15 protein-coding genes and 1 pseudogene are annotated in these 17,974 nt (G+C 75.1%); 8 read left to right on the forward strand and 8 right to left on the reverse strand.

The genetic code is table 11. From position 1 onward, the window contains the following. Positions 1–195 precede the first annotated feature (195 nt). Positions 196–1,011: a serine protease gene (locus AB0H53_RS10435; RefSeq protein ID WP_362109634.1), complete on the reverse strand. Its 816-nt coding sequence runs from the start codon at positions 1,009–1,011 to the stop codon at positions 196–198. Between the two features lie 203 nt (positions 1,012–1,214). On the opposite strand from AB0H53_RS10435, the gene AB0H53_RS10440 reads away from it, so the two are divergent. Then, entirely contained in the window at positions 1,215–2,573 is a 1,359-nt protein-coding gene (locus AB0H53_RS10440) for an erythromycin esterase family protein (protein WP_362109636.1), read from the forward strand. Positions 2,574–2,750: 177 nt separating this feature from the next. Here the strand turns inward: AB0H53_RS10440 and ppk2 are convergent, their stop codons facing one another. From ppk2 to AB0H53_RS10460, 4 genes and pseudogenes are all read right to left on the reverse strand, one after another. After that, positions 2,751–3,746, reverse strand: a complete 996-nt coding sequence (gene ppk2 / locus AB0H53_RS10445) for a polyphosphate kinase 2 (RefSeq protein ID WP_362109638.1) — start codon at positions 3,744–3,746, stop codon at positions 2,751–2,753. A gap of 94 nt (positions 3,747–3,840) precedes the next feature. Beyond that, positions 3,841–4,507: pseudogene (locus AB0H53_RS10450) on the reverse strand (ABC transporter). Beyond that, on the reverse strand, positions 4,507–5,439 hold the full coding sequence (locus AB0H53_RS10455) for an ATP-binding cassette domain-containing protein (protein WP_362109832.1): 933 nt from the start codon (positions 5,437–5,439) through the stop codon (positions 4,507–4,509). The pseudogene AB0H53_RS10450 and the gene AB0H53_RS10455 overlap by 1 nt, the downstream one beginning before the upstream one ends. After that, complete coding sequence (locus AB0H53_RS10460) at positions 5,436–6,113, reverse strand: AIM24 family protein (protein WP_362109640.1); 678 nt, start codon at positions 6,111–6,113, stop codon at positions 5,436–5,438. Before AB0H53_RS10460 ends, AB0H53_RS10455 begins: the two co-directional genes overlap by 4 nt. Positions 6,114–6,220: 107 nt before the next feature. Here AB0H53_RS10460 and AB0H53_RS10465 point away from each other — a divergent pair, with 107 nt between their 5' ends. The 3 genes from AB0H53_RS10465 (at position 6,221) to AB0H53_RS10475 (ending at position 9,164) form a co-directional block, all read left to right on the forward strand. Beyond that, the gene (locus AB0H53_RS10465; RefSeq protein WP_362109642.1) at positions 6,221–6,886 is read left to right on the forward strand and encodes a peptidyl-tRNA hydrolase; all 666 of its coding nucleotides are present in this window, start codon (positions 6,221–6,223) and stop codon (positions 6,884–6,886) included. Between the two features lie 110 nt (positions 6,887–6,996). Further along, positions 6,997–7,761, forward strand: a complete 765-nt coding sequence (locus AB0H53_RS10470; protein ID WP_362109833.1) for a DUF4142 domain-containing protein — start codon at positions 6,997–6,999, stop codon at positions 7,759–7,761. 98 nt (positions 7,762–7,859) lie between these two features. Next, positions 7,860–9,164 (forward strand): DUF692 domain-containing protein, encoded by a 1,305-nt coding sequence (locus tag AB0H53_RS10475; RefSeq protein ID WP_362109644.1) that lies wholly within the window; start codon positions 7,860–7,862, stop codon positions 9,162–9,164. Positions 9,165–9,772: 608 nt separating this feature from the next. Here the strand turns inward: AB0H53_RS10475 and hemQ are convergent. Then, entirely contained in the window at positions 9,773–10,486 is a 714-nt protein-coding gene (gene hemQ, locus AB0H53_RS10480) for a hydrogen peroxide-dependent heme synthase (protein ID WP_362109646.1), read from the reverse strand. 4 nt (positions 10,487–10,490) lie between these two features. Continuing rightward, positions 10,491–11,927, reverse strand: coding sequence for a protoporphyrinogen oxidase (gene hemG / locus AB0H53_RS10485; protein WP_362109648.1), 1,437 nt, complete (start codon positions 11,925–11,927; stop codon positions 10,491–10,493). A gap of 124 nt (positions 11,928–12,051) precedes the next feature. On the opposite strand from hemG, the gene AB0H53_RS10490 reads away from it, so the two are divergent. Both AB0H53_RS10490 and AB0H53_RS10495 read left to right on the forward strand, forming a co-directional pair. Beyond that, positions 12,052–12,969 (forward strand): DUF4349 domain-containing protein, encoded by a 918-nt coding sequence (locus AB0H53_RS10490; protein ID WP_362109650.1) that lies wholly within the window; start codon positions 12,052–12,054, stop codon positions 12,967–12,969. 10 nt (positions 12,970–12,979) lie between these two features. Further along, complete coding sequence (locus tag AB0H53_RS10495) at positions 12,980–14,359, forward strand: FAD-dependent oxidoreductase (RefSeq protein WP_362109652.1); 1,380 nt, start codon at positions 12,980–12,982, stop codon at positions 14,357–14,359. An 81-nt stretch (positions 14,360–14,440) separates the two neighbouring features. Here AB0H53_RS10495 and hemE read toward each other — a convergent pair whose 3' ends face one another. Beyond that, complete coding sequence (hemE, locus tag AB0H53_RS10500) at positions 14,441–15,505, reverse strand: uroporphyrinogen decarboxylase (RefSeq protein ID WP_362109654.1); 1,065 nt, start codon at positions 15,503–15,505, stop codon at positions 14,441–14,443. A gap of 92 nt (positions 15,506–15,597) precedes the next feature. On the opposite strand from hemE, the gene AB0H53_RS10505 reads away from it, so the two are divergent. Together AB0H53_RS10505 and AB0H53_RS10510 are read left to right on the forward strand one after the other, a co-directional pair. Next, positions 15,598–16,275 carry a DUF3000 domain-containing protein gene (locus tag AB0H53_RS10505; protein ID WP_362109656.1) on the forward strand — a complete coding sequence of 226 codons (678 nt, stop codon included), beginning with the start codon at positions 15,598–15,600 and terminating at the stop codon, positions 16,273–16,275. 1,034 nt (positions 16,276–17,309) lie between these two features. Next, positions 17,310–17,972, forward strand: a complete 663-nt coding sequence (locus tag AB0H53_RS10510) for a response regulator transcription factor (RefSeq protein ID WP_329876947.1) — start codon at positions 17,310–17,312, stop codon at positions 17,970–17,972. Positions 17,973–17,974: the final 2 nt, after the last annotated feature.

Consider the following 17,974-nt stretch of genomic DNA (forward strand, 5'->3'; position numbering starts at 1 on the left):
CTGACAACACCATCCACCAGGCGAAGGGACACACGGGCAGGGCGGTCACCCGCCTGCGTGGTGCGGCGCCGCCCAGGGGCGAGGTCGACGGCGGCGGGCGGACGGGTGACTCCACTCCGCCGGGCGCCCGACCGGGCTCCGCAGTCGCGGCCGGGCGCCGCACGGGTCGCGGCGCGACGCCGGCGACCGCCGGCATCAGGAGTTGTGCCTGATGGTCTGCCGGATCCAGCCCGCGTACGCGGGCGCGCTGGTGTAGAGGCCCGGCCCGGCCGAGCACGGGACACCAGGGGTGCCCGGACCCGAGGTCACTCCGATGAGCTCCCACCGCCCGTGTCGGCCCTTCTGGAGCTGCGGCCCGCCGGAGTCCCCGAAGCACGCCATGGCCGCGGGCACGCGGCTGATCGTGCACAGCCGGGTCCGGTCGGCGTATCCGGGGGCGCATTCGGGCTCGGCGCCCCGGCGCGTCCTGAGCTCCCTCAGCCGCTCCGGGAAATCCAGCGCGGTGTCGGAGGTGGTGCCGAATCCCAGGATCCGGGTCGGGGTGCCGGGACGTCCGGCCCGTTCCGCGATCCGGACGGGCTTCTCGGAGACGGGACGGTCCAGGCGGACCAGGGCGATGTCGTCCCTGTTGGCGGCCTTCCCGTCACCGTTCAGGTAGCCGGGGTGCACGAACATCCGCTCGATGGCCCGGACGGTCCCCCCGGACTTCCGGTCCGTGCTGCCGATCCGGACGAGGCCGTCCAGCTGAAGCCCGTCGCCCCGCAGGCAGTGGGCCGCCGTCAGCACCCACCGCGGATCGATCAGCGCGGCTCCGCAGTTTCCGTCGTACAGCCCCTGCTCGGGCGCCGACTCAGGGATCACCGCCATGAACGGGTAGTGCTCCGTCGGCTCGGTCCCGTTGACGATGGCTCCGGCGCCGCCGGCCATCAGCGTGGCGCACGTTGCCACCGCGAGTGCGCCGACCGCGGCCGTGCGGGCCGCCCGGCGGCGGACCGACTTCATGCCGAACATCCAGGGTTCCCTTCCCTCGTACCTCTTGATGGTCCAACCCTGTTCGTTCCGATGCCGGCCGGACCATCCGGCCAGCACCCGGAGACGGTGGGGACACTCCCCCGGACCAGGACGGTGGGAGGCCTCAGTGCGGTCCGCGCCGCAGCGCGTGAAGATCACTGCATCGGCTCCGGGGAGCCGCCGCACACGAAGGAGTGATCACCATGCACGGGCACAGGAAGTCGATCGGCCGGCGAGGACTGCTCGCACTCACGGCGGCGCTCGCCGCCACGGCGGTGGTCGCCCCGGTGGCCTCCGCGGCCCCGTCCCCACCCTTCGTACCCGGCGCGCCCCCCGCAGGCGTCGTACGCTCCCTGGAGCGGGCCGCGCACCCGCTGCGCTCCACGGATCCCGGCGGTTCGACGGCGGACCTGCGGGCGCTGGACGCCATGGTCGGAGGCGCGAGAGTGGTGGGCCTCGGCGAGGCCACGCACGGTTCGCACGAGTTCTTCGCCATGAAGCACCGCGTCTTCCAGTACCTCGTCGAGGAACGCGGCTTCACCACCTTCGCCCTGGAGATGAGCTGGTCGGCCGGGCTCAGGATCGACGAGTACCTCCAGGGCGGCCCCGGCGATCCGCGGCGGATCGCACGGGAGACGCTGGCCGGATCCCCCTGGGAGCGCGAGGAGTTCGTCCGTCTGATCGGCTGGATGCGCGACCACAACAGCCGCCACCCCGACCGCCGGGTCCACTTCATGGGCGACGACCTCGGGGGACCGGAACTCGGCGACCACATCTTCGAACGGGTCCTGTCGTCCGTCGGTACGGCCAGGCCGGAGGCACTGCCCCGGCTCAAGGAGTTGTACGCGGGGCTGCGCCCCTTCGACGACATCTTCGCCCACCTGCGCAAGCCGCTCCCGGAACGCGAGGAGAACGCCGCGCGGGCCCAGGAGGCCCTCGACCTGGTCGCCGGGCACCAGGAGGCCGGTGGCGAGGACTACGCGTGGACCGTGCAGCACGCCCGGAACATCGCGCAGACCTTCGCCTTCGCCACCGTCGACCTCGCGGACCCGGCCTCGGTCACGGCCGCGGAGCGCCTGCGCGACCAGGCCATGGCCGACAACGTGCTGTGGTGGCAGCGCCGGACCGGCCACAGGATGCTGCTGTCCGCCCACAACGGCCACGTCGGCTACCTGTCCACCCATCCCGACATGTACCCGCGCACCCAGGGCACCGTGCTGCGCGACCGCCTGGGCCGCGACTACGCGGCGATCGGCTTCACCTTCGCCGGCGGCTCCTTCCTCACCAAAGACGCCTCCCTCGACGGCGACTGGAAGCCAATCACCGTTCCGGCGGCGCGCCCCGGCATGCACGAGCACACCCTGGACCGGGTCGGGTACCGAGACTTCTACGTAGACCTGCGGGCGGCACCCGCCGAGGCCCGGACCTGGCTCGACCGGCCCCGGCCGGTCTACGACGCCGGTTCGACGTTCACCCCCCACCCCCTGCCCACCCTCGCGATCGGCCGGGCCTACGACGTCCTCGTCCACCTCAACCGGGTCCGGGCGGCCGACAAGCTCTGAACCCCATCCGGCGGCGGCCGGGGGCTGCTCTCGTCAGGAGCGCCCGGCACCAGCACCGGCCGCCCGCTGCCGCACCGCTCGGAAAGGTCCAGGGCACCGCGAAGGCGCCGGGGAGCCGGCGGGAGGGCGGGCGTCTCCCCGGCGAGGGGGCGGCGTCCTCCCGCCGGGTCCGGGCCGTCACACGGCGCCGGAGCCCGGCGGGTGCTCACCCGGCCCGCCGGGCGGGTGGGCCAGCGGCGTGGGCGAGAGGGTGCTGGGCTCCTCCCCCGGCTCCAGCAGCGTGTCGGCCGCGCCCACGATGAGCGGGTCGGGGGTGCCGACCGCCTCCGGGTCCTTGCTGGTGTAGTCGTAGCGCCACAGCAGGCTGCGCATGGCCTCCAGCCGGCCGCGCCGCTTGTCGTTGCTCTTCACCACCGTCCACGGCGCGTGCTCGGTGTCGGTGGCCCGGAACATGTCGACCTTGGCGGCGGTGTAGTCCTCCCACCGGTCCAGCGAGGCCAGGTCGATCGGGGAGAGCTTCCACTGCCGTACCGGGTCGACCTGGCGGATCGCGAACCGGGTGCGCTGCTCCGCCCGGGAGACGGAGAACCAGAACTTCACCACCAGGACGCCGTCCTCGGCGAGGAGGCGTTCGAACACCGGGCACTGGCGCAGGAACAGCCGGTACTCCTCCTCGGAGCAGAAGCCCATCACCCGCTCCACCCCGGCCCGGTTGTACCAGGAGCGGTCGAAGAAGACGATCTCGCCCTTGGCCGGCAGGTGCGCCACGTAGCGCTGGAAGTACCACTGACCGGCCTCCCGCTCGGTGGGCTTCTCCAGGGCCACCACGCGGGCGCCACGGGGGTTGAGCCGCTCGGTGAACCGCTGGATCGTCCCTCCCTTGCCGGCCGCGTCCCGGCCCTCGCAGATGACCACCAGGCGCTGTCCGGTCTCCTTGACCCAGCGCTGGAGCTTGAGCATCTCGATCTGGAGCACCCGCTTGCGCCGCTCGTACTCCTGGCGGCGGAGCTTGTGGTCGTACGGGTAGTTCTCCCGCCAGGTCTGTATCGGCCCGCCCCGCTGGTCGAGCAGCACCGGCTGTTCGGGCCGGCTCTCGTCCACCGTCAGGCCGTCCAGGAGCTCGCCCGTCTCCTCCTCGGGTGCCTCCTTGTCCTCAACGTCTTCCTCAGCCACGCCCACCACCGCTTCCCAGCCGTCGAACCGTCGTTCCCCTCACGGTCCGCAGGTACCCAGCCTGCCGCCGCCCATCGCGGATATCGCCGCCCCTTCAGTCCCGGCGGGCGGCGAGCCGGCAGACGAGGGCGAGTACCCCGGCGGTTCCGGCCGTCGCGGCGGCCAGCGGGAGCCACGGCAGGTGCACCGTGCCGGTGAGGGAACCGGCCACCAGACCGGTCACCGCGTGCCGCGCGGGCGAACCGGTGGCCACCAGGGCCGGCACCGTGACCGCCAGGGTGGCGGCGACCGACCAGCCGGGGGCGGGCAGCAGCGGCCGGGTGCACAGCGCGCCGACGGCCGCGCCGACCAGGACGCAGACCGCCGCGGTGAGCAGGCCCGCGAGCGTCGCGGGCAGCGGCGGGACGACCTGGTGCCGGGCACCGCGCGGCGCGCTGACGGCGGCGATCACGAGGACGGCGGCGGTGCCGAGCACCGCCATGCAGCCGGTGCCGGCGAGGACGGCGGCCAGGTGTGACCGCGCGCGGCCGGACGCCGCCGCGGCGATGTCCCGAGCGGCCGGTGGCTCCTGGTTCAGGCAGACCCGCACCAGCCACGCGGTGACCGGCAGCAGGGCGGCGCAGGTGTACCCGAGGGCACCCAGGACCGGCTCACCGGCGCGCACGCCGACGGCCAGGAACGCCAGGTGGAGCAGTACTGGTGCCAGCCACCGCTGGGAGCGCAGCAGCAGGGCGGGTCTGGTAGCGCACCAGGGCGGTCATCATGGACCCCGCTCCGTCCCGGAGGCGTCGCACACCTGGTGGATGCGCCAGGGCGGGTGGGCGGTGAGCAGTGCGCGCAGCAGTGCGTCGGAGTGGCCGGCCGGGACGGTGAAGGCCACACCGCCGTCCGGGAGGGGCGCGTGCGCCGGTGCGCCCGGCAGCCGTCCGGGAAGCCGCCCGCCCGAGGCCACCACCCGCACCAGGAGCGGCCGGCCGCCCGGGCCGGAGCCGGAGCCCAGGCTCGGACCGGGACCGGGACCGGGACCGGGACCCGGGTCCGCCCCCACACCCACGCCCGCACCCGCACCGGCAGCCGCGCCGAGGGCCGCCCGGACCCGGCCGTCCTCCACCACGAACACCGCCTCGGCCGCCCCGGCGAGCCGTCGCGGGTCGTGGTCGACGAAGACGACCGCCGCGCCCGCCGCGACCCGCTCCCCCACCGCCCGGTCCAGCTCCTCGCGGGCCACGGCGTCCAGGCCGGTCCACGCCTCGTCCAGGACCAGCAGGTCCGGCTCGGCGAGCAGCGCCTGGGCGACGGCGACCTTCTGCCCGCCGCCCTTGGACAGCTCGGGCAGCGGCGTGCGCGCGTGCCCGCCGGCCCCGAACCGCTCCAGCCACCGGGCCGCCCGCGCCGCCGCGACCGGGCCCCGCAGGCCGTGGACGCGGCCGAGGTGGACCAGGTAGTCGTCGACGGTGAGCGGCAGGGTGGCCGGGAAGCGCTCGGGGACGTAGGCGGTGCGGCGCGGCCGGTCGGTGATCCGGCCCGTGGTGGGGGCGTCGACGCCCGCCAGCAGCCGCAGCAGGGTCGATTTGCCGCTGCCGTTGGTGCCCCGGACGCGGACCAAGGCGCCGCCCGGGGGCAGGGCGAGTTCCACGTCGCGCAGCACCCAGGGCCCGCCGCGGTAACGGCGCCCCACGCGGTGGAGGTTCAGCTCTGGGCCGCCTTCTGCGGGGTCTGCTCGCTGGGCCGTACGATCACGAAGCCCTCGCCCCTGAGCATCAGCTGCACCGCCTCGCCGGAGCCGCCCCGGATCATCGAGCCGAGGGACTGCGAGCGGTGCAGCCCGGTGTCCAGGTGCGCGCTCCAGCCGACGACGGCGTCCGTGTCGACGTACACCGGCTGGTTGGTGGTGACCGGGATGACGACGGGGGCGCCCTCGCAGATCACGGCGAGCTTGCCGTAGCCGGTGAAGACACTGTTGAACAGGCCGCCGCCGGTGATGCCGGCGCCCTTCACCGTCCTGATCTCGTACGAGAGGGTGGCGTCGAAGCACAGGACGTTGCGGCCGTTGACGGTGAGCGCGTCGCCCTGCTCGATGTCGACGATGAAGCAGTTCTGCGCCTCGTGCGCGAACCACGCCTCGCCCTGGCCGCGCACGGCCATCAGCGGCAGGCCCTCGCCGGTGACGGCCCGCTTGAGCATGCCGCCCAGGCCCTGCCCCTTCCGTTCGAACTGGAGGTTCCCCCGGTAGGCGATCATCGATCCCTGGCGTGCGTGCATCTCGCCGTTGACCGCGTACTTCACGGACTTGGCGTTCTGCAGGGCCATACCCGGCACGGTCGCCTGGTGAGCCATGTTCTCGGACGCGAACAGATCACTCTTCATTGCGGCATCGTCGCCCGGAACCCTCCATTCCGCCAAGATCCGCCGGGACCGGGCTGCCGGTGGCCGCCGCTGCCGGCCGGTCGGCGGCCGGCTGGCAGACTGGCCGGGTGAGCAGCGACGGCACCCCGCAGTTCGTCCTCCCGCTCGTCGTACGGGTGGAGAAGGACGCCCCACCCACCCGTACCGACGCGCTGGAGACCGCGGCGCGCGCCGTGCCGGCGATCCTCTCGGACGAGCGGTCGGCCGGCTCGGGCGAGTGGGCCGACGCGGTGCGCTCCTGGCAGGACGCCCGGATCCGCAAGGTGGTGCGGCGGGCACGCGGCGCGGAGTGGCGGCGGGCGACGCGGTTGCCGGGCATCACCGTCACCGGGGGCACGGCCGAGGTGCGGGTCTTCCCGCCGGTGCCGCTGGACGGCTGGCCCAAGGAGCTGTCCCGGCTCCAGGTGTCGGGCACGGAGCTGGACGATCCCGCCGAGCCCCCGGTGCCTCCTGGGGGGACCGCCGTGCTGTGGCTCAACCGGGAGCTCGCCATGTCGACCGGCAAGGAGATGGCGCAGGTCGGCCACGGCGCCCATCTGCTGTGGTGGGCGATGGAGCGGGAGGACCGGGAGGCGTGGCGGAAGGCCGGCTTCCCGCTCGTGGTGCGGTCCCCGCGCCCGGAAAAGTGGGCCGAACTGGTCGGAAGCGGCCTGCCGGTGGTGCGGGACGCGGGCTTCACCGAGGTCGCGCCGGGATCGTGCACGGTGGTGGCCGACTTCCCGACCTGGGCCTGAACGCCTCCGGTCGGATATACGTACCTCCCAGTACCGCCAAGTAGGCTGACCGGCCGGCCGGTGGCCGGTTGATCGCAGCGCGGTAAGGCATCGGCTCGGGAGGCACTTTGTTGCGACGGATCAACGGCACGGCACTCATCATCGCGGCACTGGTGGCCACGGTCGGCGCTCTCGCGTTCCCGGTCTGGTCCTACCCCGACCGCTCGGGAACCGGGCAGGCCAACCTCAACGCCTCCTCCGTGGCGACCCAGTGGGGACCGCTGTCGGCGACGGACCGCGACTTCCTGGTGAAGGTCCGCCTGGCCGGCCTGTGGGAGCTGCCGGCCGGTCAGCAGGCCATCGAACGCGCGCCCAGCCAGGCCATCAAGGACGCCGGCGACCACCTCGTGGTGGGCCACGCCGACCTGGACCAGCGGGCCCGGGACGTGGCGGCGAAACTGGGCGTGGAGCTGCCCAACCAGCCCTCCGAGCAGCAACAGGGCTGGTTGCGGGAGCTGTCGGCGGCCAGTGGTGAGGAGTACGAGCGGAAATTCGCCAATCTGCTGCGCAACGCGCACGGGAAGGTCTTCGCGCTCGTCGCCGAGGTGCGGCACACCACCCGCAACGCGCTGATACGCCAGCTCGCCACCGACGCCAACCAGACGGTGCTGGACCACATCACCATGCTGGAGGCGACCGGGCTGGTCGACTTCGACGCGATAGCCAACGAGGCGGCGGGGCGGGCGACCGCCAGTCCCTCGGGCCCGCCGGCGCCGAACGGCAATCTGCCGCCCGCGCCCTCGCCCGCGGTGCCGACGGGCACGGACCAGCAGTTCACGTCCCGGCCGTCGACGCAGCCGGGCCCGCCGACGGCGATCAACACCGACCGCCCGTAACCTCAAATCAACCTCTGAACCGTCCCCGCCGGGGGTTGATCGCCCCCCGGCCGGGCCATCACCCCCCTGCGAACGACCGGACGAGGGGGGGACGGGACATGACCGAGCTGGGGACGGGGATCGGCTGGCGCCCGGAGATGGCCGACGCGGTGGAGGCACTGCCCGGGCTGGACTGGGTGGAGGTGGTCGCGGAGAACATCTGCGCGGGCCACCTCCCCGATGCGCTGCGGCGGCTGCGCGCGCGGGGCGTGACGGTCGTGCCGCACGGCGTCTCGCTGGGACTGGGCGGCGCGGACCGGCCGGACGAGGGCCGGCTGGCCGGGCTGGCGGAGACGGCGCTGGCGCTGGGGGCGCCGATGGTGACCGAGCACATCGCGTTCGTACGGGCCGGGGGGCCGCTCACCGCCTCACCCGCGCTGGAGGCGGGCCACCTGCTGCCGGTCCCCCGCACCTGGGACGCGCTGGAGGTGCTCTGCGAGAACGTGCGGATCGCGCAGGAGGCGCTGCCGGTGCCGCTGGCCCTGGAGAACATCGCGGCCCTGATCTCCTGGCCCGACGAGGAGCTGACGGAGGGCCGCTTCCTGGCGGAGCTGGTGGCCCGCACCGGGGTGCGGCTGCTCGTCGACGTCGCCAACCTGCACACCAACCGGGTGAACCGGGGCGAGGACCCGGCCCGCGCGCTGGACGAACTGCCCCTCGACGCCCTCGCGTACGTGCACGTGGCGGGCGGTGTGGAACGCGACGGCGTGTGGCACGACAGCCACGCCCACCCGGTTCCCCGGCCGGTCCTGGACATCCTGGCCGACCTCGCCTCGCGGACGGACCCGCCGGGCGTCCTGCTGGAGCGGGACGACGACTTCCCGCCGGTGCGGGAACTGGCCGCCGAGCTCACGGCGATCCGTGACACGGTCGCCTCGGCCGCCGGCCGGGCGGCGCGGCCCGGCGCCGGGGCGCCCCTCACCCGGCCACCCGCCCGCGCCGCCGCCGCTTCCGCGGGGGCGCGCGAGCGGCTGGGGCTGGCCCAGGCCGCGCTGCTGTCGGCGCTGGTGGCCGGTACCCCGGCGCCCGAGGGCTTCGACCACCGGCGGCTGGGCGTGCAGAGCCGGGCGCTCGCCGGCAAGCGGGCCGGGATCGTGGCCAAGGTGGCGCCCGAACTGCCCGGGATCCTCGGAGAGGGCTACCGCGCCGCCTTCCTCTCGTACGCCGCCCGCCGTCCCCTGCGCGGTGGCCACCGGCGCGACGCGCTGGACTTCGCCGAGCACCTGCTGGCCGCCGGGCAGCCCGCCGACCGTGCCGCCAGGCGACGGCTCGACCTGTGGTGGCGCGAGCGCGCCGGTGCGCGGCCGCCGCGCCGGGCCACCCGACTGGTGCGCGGGGCCCGGGCCGCACTGACACGCGGGTGACACCCCGGCCCGGGGCCGCCCGATCGGATCGGGGACTCGACACCGGGCTCTTGTCCGGCCCGAGGGCCGAGCCGGGAGACGGCGAAGGAGGCGGGAGCGGCGACGCGGTCGATCACGGCGGTGGGGCGCGACGGCGGGCCGTGGCCGGAGGGCCGGCGGGGGTGGGCCGGGCAGGGCCCGCGCCGGCGCGGTGCCGCCGTTCGGGAGCCGGGGCGATGTCCGGCTCGACCTGCTGGGCCGCGTTCTGGCCGGCGCCGCGCGGCAGCGGCCGCGTGATGCGCGAACGGGGCCCGGTGAGCTGCCCAGGCGCTGGTCCCGGCGGCCGAGCGGGACGCGGCCACGCCCGAGGAGGGGGGCGGTGGCTGGGCGGCATGGTGCCGGTGACCGGGGAGGCCGGTGCGCACGGCGGCGCGGGCGGCGCGAACGACCGCGGCGGCGGCCACTTGGAGGACCGCTGTGGCGTGGGGTGACGCCGGTGCGGCGCGCGTCGTGCGCGCCGCACCCGGAGCCGGACCCGGTGTCGCTGGAGCGGCGGCCGGCCGGTGGCCGGGGCGGGCTGCCCGGGCAGCCGTCCGCCGTCTGATCTTCCGGGCCGAGGGTGGCCGGCCTCAGGCCAGGCCGGCCACCAGGTCCGCGACCGACTTGCGGCGGCCCGTGTAGAACGGGACCTCCTCGCGAACGTGCATACGGGCCTCGGAGGCGCGCAGGTGGCGCATCAGGTCCACGATCCGGTACAGCTCGTCCGCCTCGAAGGCGAGGATCCACTCGTAGTCGCCGAGCGAGAAGGAGGCGACGGTGTTGGCGCGGACGTCGGGGTAGCCGCGGGCCATCTTGCCGTGGTCGGCGAGCATCCGCCGCCGGTCCTCGTCCGGCAGCAGGTACCAGTCGTAGGAGCGGACGAACGGGTAGACGCTGACGTAGTCGCGCGGCGTCTCGTCGGCCAGGAAGGCCGGGATGTGCGACCGGTTGAACTCGGCGGGGCGGTGCAGGGCCATGTTGGACCAGACCGGCTCCAGCGAGCGGCCGAGCCGGGTGCGGCGGAAGAGGTTGTACGCCTCCTGGAGCGCGTCCGAGGTCTCGGCGTGCCACCAGATCATGAGGTCGGCGTCGGCCCGCAGCCCGGACACGTCGTACGTGCCGCGCACGGTGATGTCCTTGGCGGCGAGCTGGTCGAACAGCTCCTGGACCTCGTCGGCGTAACCGGCCCGGTCCTCGGGCAGTACATCGCGCAGCTTGAAGACGGACCACAGGGTGTAGCGGATGACCTCGTTGAGGTCCTTCGCCTTCTTACCGGCGTTCGGGATCTTTTCGGGCGCACTCATAGGGCTATTCTCGCCCCTCGGTCCGGGTGCCCCGCGCCAGGGTCGGCGTGGCGAGGATCTCGTCCGCCGCGCGCCGGCCGCTCGCCACGCAGGCGGGGATGCCGACCCCCTCGTACACCGCGCCGCACACCCGCAGACCGGGCAGCCCGGCGACGGCGTCCTGGATGCGCCGGACCCGGGCGAGGTGCCCGACCGGGTACTGCGGCAGGCCGCCGGTCCACCGGGTGACCTCGGTGGCGACGGGCCTGGCGGACAGCCCGGTGGCGGCGGCGAGGTCGGCCAGGGACACGGCGACGAGGTCGGCGTCCTCGCGGCCCAGGTACTCCTCGTCGCCGTACCGGCCGACGGAGGTGCGCAGGACGACCAGGTCGGGCGAGCCGTCCGCGACCCACTGCCACTTCTGCGACGAGAAGGTCGAGGCCTTGATGGTGCGGCCGTCCACCGGCGGCACCAGGAAGCCGGAACCGGCGGGCAGCGCCCGGGCGTCGGCGCGGCGGAAGGCCAGCGTGACCAGGGCCATGGAGGCGTACTCGACGCCGGCGAGCCCGGCGGCGGCGGCCGGTGACTCGGCGGCCAGCAGCGCGGCGGCGGGCCCGGCGGGTGTCGCGACGACGACCGCGTCGGCGTGGAGCGTCTCGTCCTCGGTGCGGACCTGCCAGCCGTCGGGGCGGCGGACCAGGCCGCCGACGGGGGTCCGGGTGCGGATCCGCCCGCCGTGGGCGGTGATCGCGTCGGCGACGGCGAGCGGGAGCCGGCCGACACCGCCCTCGATGCCCATGAAGGCGGGGCCGGTCTGCGGCTGCCCGTTCCGCTGGGCCCGCTGGACGGCCCGTACGGCCTCGGTCAGGGTGCCGTGGGCGCGGACGGCGTCGAAGAGCCTGGGCACGGCGGCCCGCATCGAGATCCGGTAGGCGTCACCCGCGTACACCCCGCCGAGGAGGGGTTCCACGAGCCGGTCGACGACCTCGCGGCCGAAGCGGCCGGCGACGTACGCGCCGACGGCGACGTCGTCGTCGGCGACCGCGTCGGGCGGCAGGTCGGTCTCCCGCGCGACGCGGGCCAGGCCCTCGGCGGACAGCAGCCCGGCGACCGCGTCGGGGCTGCCGGGGACGCCCATGACGTGTCCCTGGGGCATCGGCCGCAGGGCGTCGCGGGTCCAGATGGCGGCCGTCGTGGTGGCGGGCGGCTGGAGCAGGTCGCCGAGCCCCACGGCCCGGGCCAGGTCCACCGCCTCGGGGCGGCGGGCCAGCATCGACTCGGCGCCCAGGTCGACCCGGACGCCCGCGATCTCGCCGGCGCGGAGCTTCCCGCCGAGCCGGTCGGTGGCTTCCAGGACGGTGACGCGCCACCCTGCGGTGACCAGCCGGTGAGCGGCGGCGAGACCGGCGATGCCGCCGCCGATGACGACGGCACGGCCGCCGTGGGGGGTTTCCGCGTTCATGGCTCCACTCTCTCAAACGCCGTTCCGAGTCCCGACCGTGACCGGTTCGGAACCGCGCACCGGCAACCCCGCCCCCGGGCCCGTGCGTCCAACCGGCATCGGTCATCACGTCCCCGGGGGGATCATGCGCACACCACACACGTCCGCGGCGGTACTGCTCGCCGCCTCACTCGCGCTCGCCGGCTGCGGCGGCGCGGCCGACAGCGGCGCGTCGGCCGACCACGGCGGCAAGGGACCGGCTGCCCGGGAAGCGGCCACCGGACCGGGCTGGGCGCCGCCCACGGCCGCCGGGGGCGGCGGGACGCCGGCGGCGCCCGGCGCGCCCGCGAGCAGGAAGCCGGCCGTCGCGCCGCAGCACGTCGTCCGTACCGCCGAGCTCTCCATGGAGGTCCGGGACGTTACCGCGGCGCTGGCCGGGGCCCGTACCGCGGTGGAGGACGCCGGCGGTCACGTCGCCGACGAGTCGACGCGGCGCGTCGACGACGAGCGGATGACCTCGCGGATCGTGCTGCGGGTGCCGCAGGCCGCGTACGACCGGGTGCTCCGGGAGCTGGCGGGCGGCGGGAAGCTGCTGTCGCGCACGGCGGACGCCCGGGACGTCACCGACCAGGTCGTCGACGTGGAGAGCCGGATCGCCTCGCAGCGGGCCAGTGTCGCGCGGGTGCGCGAGCTGATGGACCGGGCGACGAGGCTGAGCGACGTGGTCACCCTGGAGGGCGAGCTGAGCAGCCGTCAGGCGGCCCTGGAGTCGCTGCTGGCGCAGCAGGCGTCGCTCAAGGACCGTACGGCGCTGGCGACGGTCACGCTGCTGCTGAGCGAGCCCGGGAAGCGGGCGGTGGAGCGGGAGGAGGAGGGCCCGGACGTCCTGGACGCGCTGGGCGGCGGCTGGCAGGCGCTGGTGACGACGGCCACCTGGGTCGGGATCGCGCTGGCGGCGCTCGCCCCCTGGGCGGCGGTGGCGCTGGTGGGCTACGTGGTGTGGCGGTGGCTGGTGCGGCCGAGGTGGCCGAAGCGTTCCGGGTCGGACACCGCCGGGACGTAGCGTGGTCCGCATGGGACAGCAACGACTGGTGGTCATCGGCGGTGACGCGGCGGGCATGTCCGCCGCGTCACAGGCCCGCAGGCTCAAGAGCCCGGACGAGCTGGAGATCGTCGCCTTCGAGCGCGGGCACTTCACCTCGTACTCCGCGTGCGGGATCCCGTACTGGGTCGGTGGCGACGTGGAGGAACGGGACCGGCTGGTCGCGCGCACGCCCGAGCAGCACCGCGCCCGCGCCATCGACGTACGGCTGCGCACGGAGGTGACCGAACTCGACCCGGACGGGCAGCGGGTGCGCGCCCGGGACCTGGAGTCGGGGCGCGAGACGTGGACGGGCTACGACCGGCTGGTGGTGGCGACCGGCGCCCGGCCGGTTCGCCCGCCGCTGCCGGGCATCGACGCGCCGGGCGTGCACGGCGTGCAGACCCTGGACGACGGCCAGGCGCTGCTGGACTCCCTGGCGGGTACGCGCGGGCGGCGCGCGGTGGTGGTGGGCGCGGGCTACATCGGCGTGGAGATGGCCGAGGCGCTGCTGAAACGGGGCTACGAGGTGACCGTGCTCAACCGGGGTGAGCAGCCGATGTCCACCCTCGACCCGGACATGGGCCGGCTGGTGCACCGCGCGATGGACGGGCTGGGCATCACCACGGTCGGCGGCGCCGAGGTCACCAAGGTCCTCACGGGCGCCGACGGGCGGGTGCGGGCGGTGGCGACCGAGGACGGCGAGTACCCGGCGGACGTCGTCGTCCTGGGCATGGGCGTCGAGCCGGAGACCACCCTCGCCCGCGCGGCGGGGCTGCCGGTCGGCGAGTACGGCGGGCTGCTCACCGACCTGTCGATGCGGGTGCGCGGCCAGGAGGACATCTGGGCGGGCGGCGACTGCGTCGAGGTGCTGGACCTGGTCTCGGGCCGCGAACGGCACGTCCCGCTGGGTACCCACGCCAACAAGCACGGCCAGGTGATCGGCGCCAACGTGGGCGGCGGGTACGGCACCTTCCCCGGTGTGGTCGGCACGGCGGTGAGCAAGGTCTGCTCGCTGGAGATCGCCCGCACCGGGCTGCGCGAGAAGGACGCCCACCAGGTGGGCCTGCGGTTCGTCGCGGTGACGACCGAGTCGACCAGCCGCGCCGGGTACTACCCCGGGGCGGCGCCGATGACGGTCAAGATGCTCGCCGAACGCCGCACGGGCCGGCTGCTGGGGTGTCAGATCGTGGGCCGCGAGGGCGCGGCGAAGCGGGTGGACATCGCCGCGGTGGCGCTGACGGCCGGCATGACCGTGGAGCAGGTCACCGCGCTCGACCTGGGCTACGCCCCGCCGTTCTCGCCGGTCTGGGACCCGGTCCAGGTGGCGGCCCGCAAGGCGGTGGCGGCGGTACGGGAGGCGGGGGCGTAGCGGAGGGACCGCCCCGGCGCCGCCCCGCGCGGGGCGGCCCTTCCGCCGGGACGGCGCGCGTCAGGAGGCCGTGGCCCCGGTTCAGCGGGCGGTGCGCGTGTGGACGTACTCCACCAGGCGGGTCAGGGCGTCCGGGTCGGTGGTGGGCAGCACGCCGTGGCCGAGGTTGAAGATGTGGCCCTCCAGGCCGGCCGCGGCGTCCAGGACCTCGCGGGTCTTGGTCTCGACCGCCTCGGGGGTGGAGAAGAGCACCGCGGGATCCAGGTTGCCCTGGAGCGCCTTGCCGGGGCCGACGCGGCGGGCCGCCTCGTCCAGCGGTACGCGCCAGTCGACGCCCACCACGTCGGCGCCCGCCTCGCCCATCAGGCCCAGCAGCTCGCCGGTACCGACGCCGAAGTGGATGCGCGGGACGCCGTAGCCGGCGACCGCGTCGAAGACCTTCGCCGAAGCGGGCATGACCGAGCGGCGGTAGTCGGCGGGGGCCAGGGCGCCCACCCAGGAGTCGAAGAGCTGCACCGCGGAGGCGCCGGCCTCGATCTGGACCTTGAGGAAGGCGGCGGTGATGTCGGCGAGCCGGTCCAGCAGGTCCGCCCAGAGCCCGGGGTCGCCGTACATGAGGGCCTTGGTGTGCTCGTGGTTGCGGGACGGGCCGCCCTCCACGAGGTAGCTCGCCAGGGTGAAGGGCGCGCCGGCGAAACCGATCAGCGGGGTGGCGCCGAGCTCACCGGTGAGCATGCCGATGGCCTCGGTGACGTAGGCGACGTCCTCGGGGCTGAGGTCGCGCAGCCGCTCCAGGTCCTCGCGGCGGCGAATCGGTTCGGCGACGACCGGCCCGACGCCGGGCTTGATGTCGAGGTCGATGCCGATGGCCTTGAGGGGCACGACGATGTCGCTGAAGTAGATGGCGGCGTCGACCTTGTGCCGCCGCACGGGCTGCAGGGTGATCTCGGTGACCAGCTCGGGCCGCATGCACGACTCGAGCATGGGGATGCCCTCGCGGACCTTCAGGTACTCGGGCAGCGAGCGCCCCGCCTGCCGCATGAACCACACCGGGGTGTGCGGCACGGGCTCGCGCCGGCAGGCCTTGAGAAAGGCGGAGTCGTACGTCTTCGGCTGCTGGCCCGTGGGGCGGTCGTTGGCACTCACGCCCAGAATCTTCGCACGCGGGGACAAGCGGCTTGGCCCGTGCCGGGTGTCCCTCCCCGCGCGGGGCCCCGCTTCCGCCTACTCTTCCCCGCATGGCTGCGGCTCAGGGACAGTTTTCCGATCATTCCGACGGTGCCGACGACACGGACAGCAGGGAGGACTCCTCCGTCCCGCCGGCCTTCAGGCTGGCGGTCGACGCGCTGCGCGGGGCGCGGCCGCGGCCGGAGGTCGAGATCGAGGCGACCCGCCCGCCGCAGCGGCTCGCCCCGTACGCGTACGCCCTGGAGGCCGCGGTGGTCGAGGGCGAGGAGGACCTGGCCGACGGCCGGCTCATCCTGCTGCACGACCCGGCCGGCCACGACGCCTGGCAGGGCACCTTCCGGCTGGTGACGCTGGTCCGGGCGGAGCTGGAGCCGGAGATGGCGGCCGACCCGCTGCTGCCGGAGGTGTGCTGGTCCTGGCTGACCGGCGCGCTGGAGGCTCGCGGGCTGCACTACGGGGAGGCCGGCGGCACCGTCACCCGCGCGGGGTCCCACTACTTCGGTGGGCTCGCGGAGCGCAGGCCGGCGACGCAGATCGAGATCCGCGCGTCCTGGACGCCGCGCGAGGGCCGTGGCGGGGCGCCGGACACGGCGGCGCACCTGGCGTCCTGGTGCGACCTGCTGTGCCAGGTCGCCGGCCTGCCACCGTCACAGCCGGGCCCGGCTGACCCGGCCGCGAACGGCGGCGTGGTCTCCCTGCCGCAACGCCGGGGCCCGCAGCACCCCTGAGGCGCCCGTCGCCCCCTGTCTGTCCGCTCCCCGCCCGGGTGGTGCGCCCCGGCGGGTGATCCCGGGCCGCCGGCGCCGTCGTCGGCCTCCCGATCCGGTGGCCCTCCGGGCACGGGAGGGGCCCGCCGCGGTGGTCCGCCGCACGGAAACCTCGCCCCGTGGGCGGCGTCGTGGCGCCACCGAGTGTCGGTGCCGGAGCCGGTACCCGGGCGGGACCCGGGGCGGCTGCCCGGCACGTCGCCCCACCGGGCGGCGTCGGGCGTTCCAGGAGAGTGCCGCCCGACACCTCTCGGGGCCGCGCTCCCCCGCGCGTGACGGGGTGCGAGGCGGCCGGGCCACCGCTGGCCGGGCCGGCCCACCGGGCCCTGGACAGGTGGGCGCGCCCCCGCGCCGCTGCCGCCGCCCACTTCCCCGCGCCCGGGGGGACGGGCCGCCGGCTCCGCGTCCGGCCAGGCGTACGTCCCCCCGGCGGGACGAAGGTGGTGGCGAGTGCCGTACCCCGTCCGGGTGGCGTCCCGGTGGCCGCACCCACGGGCCGCCGCGCGCCCCGGGCGGCCCCCGCGCCACCCGCCCCCCGGTGTACGGGGTCGCACACGCGACCGCTCGCCGCGCCGTCCGCCGTGTCACCCGGCCGGCCGCACCCGCCGTGCCGGGGCGGACCGGCGGCGGTGGGCGCCGGGACGGGCCGAGGACACCCGCCCGGACCTGGCCGCGTCCGGTGCTCAGGGGGCCAGCCGGGCCCGTAGGCTGCCCGGCGGGGCGGGCCGGAAGCCGCTTCGCGCCCGGTCCCTGCCACCGCCCGGTCGGGTGATCCCCGCGCCCGGATGGCCACCGCGCGCGCCCGGCGCTTCCTGGGGCGCTCGTAGGATGATCGATCACCCGTCCGAATTGCCCCAATTGTTACTCACCAAATCGTGATCTTTCTCTAAAGGCGGACGGTTGGCCTGCCGAAGAGGTGTGTGACCCTTCAAACACGGTTCCCCCCGGCTTCTTCCCCCGAGCCGGCTGTGTCCCGCACCTTCCCAGGAGGCCTGGTGTCCGTTCTCCTCGAGCAGCCCGCAAGCCTGGTCGCCTACCGCCCGAACAAGCCGACGGCCATGGTCGTCGTGGCCGACCCGCGCGTCCGCTCCACCGTGACCCGCCACTTGTGGGCTCTCGGAGTGCGTGACGTGATCGAGGCGTCGTCCATCGCGGAGGCTCGCCCCCGCGTCGGCAATCCGCGCGACATCTGCGTTGCCGACGTCCACCTGCCCGACGGTTCCGGGCTGACCCTGCTGTCCGAGACCCGCGCCGCGGGATGGCCCAACGGCCTGGCCCTCTCGGCGGCCGACGACATCGGCGCCGTGCGCAACGCCCTCGCGGGCGGCGTCAAGGGCTATGTCGTCACCGGTACGCGTACGAACATCGGCCACCCCACCCGCCCCGGCGCCGCCCCCATCGGCGCCGCGGCGGCCCGTCTGCACCGCCGCCCCCCGGGTGCCCCGAGCCACCCGGGTGGCTACCGCGAACTGTCCGGACGTGAGGTGGAGGTGCTCAGGCTGGTCGCCGAAGGCCAGTCCAACAAGGCGATCGGCGTCTCCATGGGCCTGTCCGCGCTGACCGTCAAGAGCCACCTCGCCCGTATCGCCCGCAAGCTCGGCACCGGTGACCGGGCCGGAATGGTCGCCGTAGCACTCCGTACGGGAATCATCCACTGACC

Origin of the sequence: Streptomyces sp. NPDC050856 (genome assembly GCF_040653855.1) — a bacterium.
Classification (GTDB): Bacteria; Actinomycetota; Actinomycetes; order Streptomycetales; family Streptomycetaceae; genus Streptomyces.

Coding starts and splice junctions, on each gene's coding strand:
- hemG (WP_362109648.1), bottom strand. CDS start 11,927: ATGAACGCGGAAACCCCCCACGGCGGCCGTGCCGTCGTCATCGGCGGC.
- AB0H53_RS10440 (WP_362109636.1), top strand. CDS start 1,215: ATGCACGGGCACAGGAAGTCGATCGGCCGGCGAGGACTGCTCGCACTC.
- hemQ (WP_362109646.1), bottom strand. CDS start 10,486: ATGAGTGCGCCCGAAAAGATCCCGAACGCCGGTAAGAAGGCGAAGGAC.
- AB0H53_RS10505 (WP_362109656.1), top strand. CDS start 15,598: ATGGCTGCGGCTCAGGGACAGTTTTCCGATCATTCCGACGGTGCCGAC.
- AB0H53_RS10495 (WP_362109652.1), top strand. CDS start 12,980: ATGGGACAGCAACGACTGGTGGTCATCGGCGGTGACGCGGCGGGCATG.
- AB0H53_RS10475 (WP_362109644.1), top strand. CDS start 7,860: ATGACCGAGCTGGGGACGGGGATCGGCTGGCGCCCGGAGATGGCCGAC.
- AB0H53_RS10490 (WP_362109650.1), top strand. CDS start 12,052: ATGCGCACACCACACACGTCCGCGGCGGTACTGCTCGCCGCCTCACTC.
- AB0H53_RS10460 (WP_362109640.1), bottom strand. CDS start 6,113: ATGAAGAGTGATCTGTTCGCGTCCGAGAACATGGCTCACCAGGCGACC.
- AB0H53_RS10435 (WP_362109634.1), bottom strand. CDS start 1,011: ATGTTCGGCATGAAGTCGGTCCGCCGCCGGGCGGCCCGCACGGCCGCG.